Origin of the sequence: Vibrio sp. B181a (genome assembly GCF_030248375.1) — a bacterium.
GTDB lineage: Bacteria > Pseudomonadota > Gammaproteobacteria > Enterobacterales > Vibrionaceae > Vibrio > Vibrio campbellii.
This window is the reverse complement of the sequence record NZ_JAHGAD010000136.1, coordinates 1-1,918: the sequence shown is the minus strand read 5'-3', so window position 1 is coordinate 1,918 and position 1,918 is coordinate 1. Positions and strand designations below refer to the sequence as shown.

At 43.4% G+C, this 1,918-nt stretch carries 2 protein-coding genes; both read left to right on the top strand.

The features are described 5' to 3' along the window. The first annotated feature begins 341 nt into the window (after nt 1–341). A complete protein-coding gene (locus tag KIO97_RS26640) occupies nt 342–587 on the top strand; it encodes a hypothetical protein (RefSeq protein ID WP_285384417.1) in 246 nt (81 codons plus the stop codon). A 576-nt stretch (nt 588–1,163) separates the two neighbouring features. After that, complete coding sequence (locus tag KIO97_RS26635) at nt 1,164–1,805, top strand: DUF5677 domain-containing protein (protein ID WP_050905156.1); 642 nt, start codon at nt 1,164–1,166, stop codon at nt 1,803–1,805. Nucleotides 1,806–1,918 lie beyond the last annotated feature (113 nt).

The window sequence follows — 1,918 nt, the reverse complement described above, 5'->3', positions numbered from 1 at the left end:
TGAACGCGATCATCACTATCATTGTTTACGATCTCTTTCGCAGCGGTGTTCGAATGCTGTCTGATTATCTGAATAAGGAAAAAGGACAATGAACATATCACCAGAAGGATTTAAGCGTGCGGTCTACAACTCACCGTTTGGGGCGTTCGCTCTCGTTGGCCCGCCCACAATCACACAGTACCAAGAACGCAGGCTATTTGCGCTGAGGTTTGAGATAGCAATGAGCAAGGCCATATACGGGTAGGTTCATTTGCTATCAAAATACGAACCGGTACCAGGATTAATCATGACATTTTGCAATCGTAACCGAACCAGGGAACCAGCTGCAGCAAGGAAAAATGATGGCAATTACCATTAGAGATACACAAGAACATTCGGAAATGCTCTCACAACTCAAAGAGCAAACTCGCACGTCAACAATGAGTAAAGCGTTGCTCAAAGGTGGCTATGATGCGCTTAAGTACAAAGAGCTATACCTAGCAGAATGTAAGAAGAACAAACAGCTTAGAGATGAGCTCTATCAGCACACTGAAGCGATAAGTGACTATGTGAATGCGCTGGATAGCCTACGAGAACTGTCAGAATAAGTGGGCATCGCCCCGACCGAAGGGAGTCACCGAGATATAAGGAGTTGCGAAGCGACGACGAGGCACCAAGCCGCTCACAAAATTCAAGATAGCGTAACAATCAAATCGGCGCGGTTAGCAATCCAATCCTACTTGGGAGCCGCCGCCCTACTTTCCTGCTAAGCCTGCCTTGCAGAGCCTCACCACAACAGAGGCGCGCAAACCCACTGGAACACACCTGAACTATCAACGCCAAAGCTTTGCGAGTGCCGAGCAAGGCTTTCCCCTATTTATATTGATTTGGTTTGACTGCCGACCAGAGCGCGGAGCAAGTGAGGACGGGCTAGGACGATTGCGCGACGTGCGGCGGGAGGTCAAAACCCCCGTATCTGTATTACGGGGGTAAATTCCACCATACCTCAACGGTTCGGTGAAATCGTGATTAGGCTCGAATAAGCAACCAAACATCTATGCAATTAATTTATATTATTGAAACTATGAAGTTTATCTATTGAGATGATCACCATGAAACGGCACAATGTGCGGATAAATTAAGGCTAAAAGCCGCATAACAAGCGTTATAAAGCAAGGTAGATAATGAGTTCAAATAAAGTAGATGATTGGGTTGGACTATTGCAATTTCGAGATGAGAAATTCGCATCATTAGTTCACGACAATCTACAGGAAAAGTACATCATTGCATTAGCAATTAGGGTTACGGAACTATGCTTAGATGCTGTAGTTCTTTTAAATAATCATCGAATTTCATCAGTCCCTATAGTTTTACGCTCTGCATTAGAAACTTTCGCTGATCTCCAATGTTGCATTAAAGACAAAAGTCATCCGGAGGCTATGACAAAAGCTCAATACCAACGGCTTTACGAGCTTCAAAAACATATTGAAAGTGATAAAGCGGAAGAATACAAAAAGTTAGGTAAAAAGCTCTCCGTGTGGGATCGCTTCAAAAAAGCTGATTTAGTTGAATTGTATAATGGCTACTATTCGATTTTGTCAATGTACGCACACGGCAATGTAGGTGCTTTAATCGAGAGTAACTCGAAAGATTCCCAAGTTTTATTAGGCTCAGCCTACGATGATGAAAAGTTACTTCAATTTTTCGAACAGGCAATAAACTTGGCAGCTCTTTCTATTCGAGACAGTTTAGAATTCCTTGGGGTAGATAAAGCTACGCTTGAGTACCCACAAAAGATAATCGATAAACTCAACAAAGCTTTATAACAAACTGTTTAAGAGTGATTCGCAACGCGTGGCATTTTTACTATGCGTTGGTTTTAGTGTTTAAGGTGACATGCGGCGGCTTTGGTATTGCGTTGCTCACACCTTAACAGGGC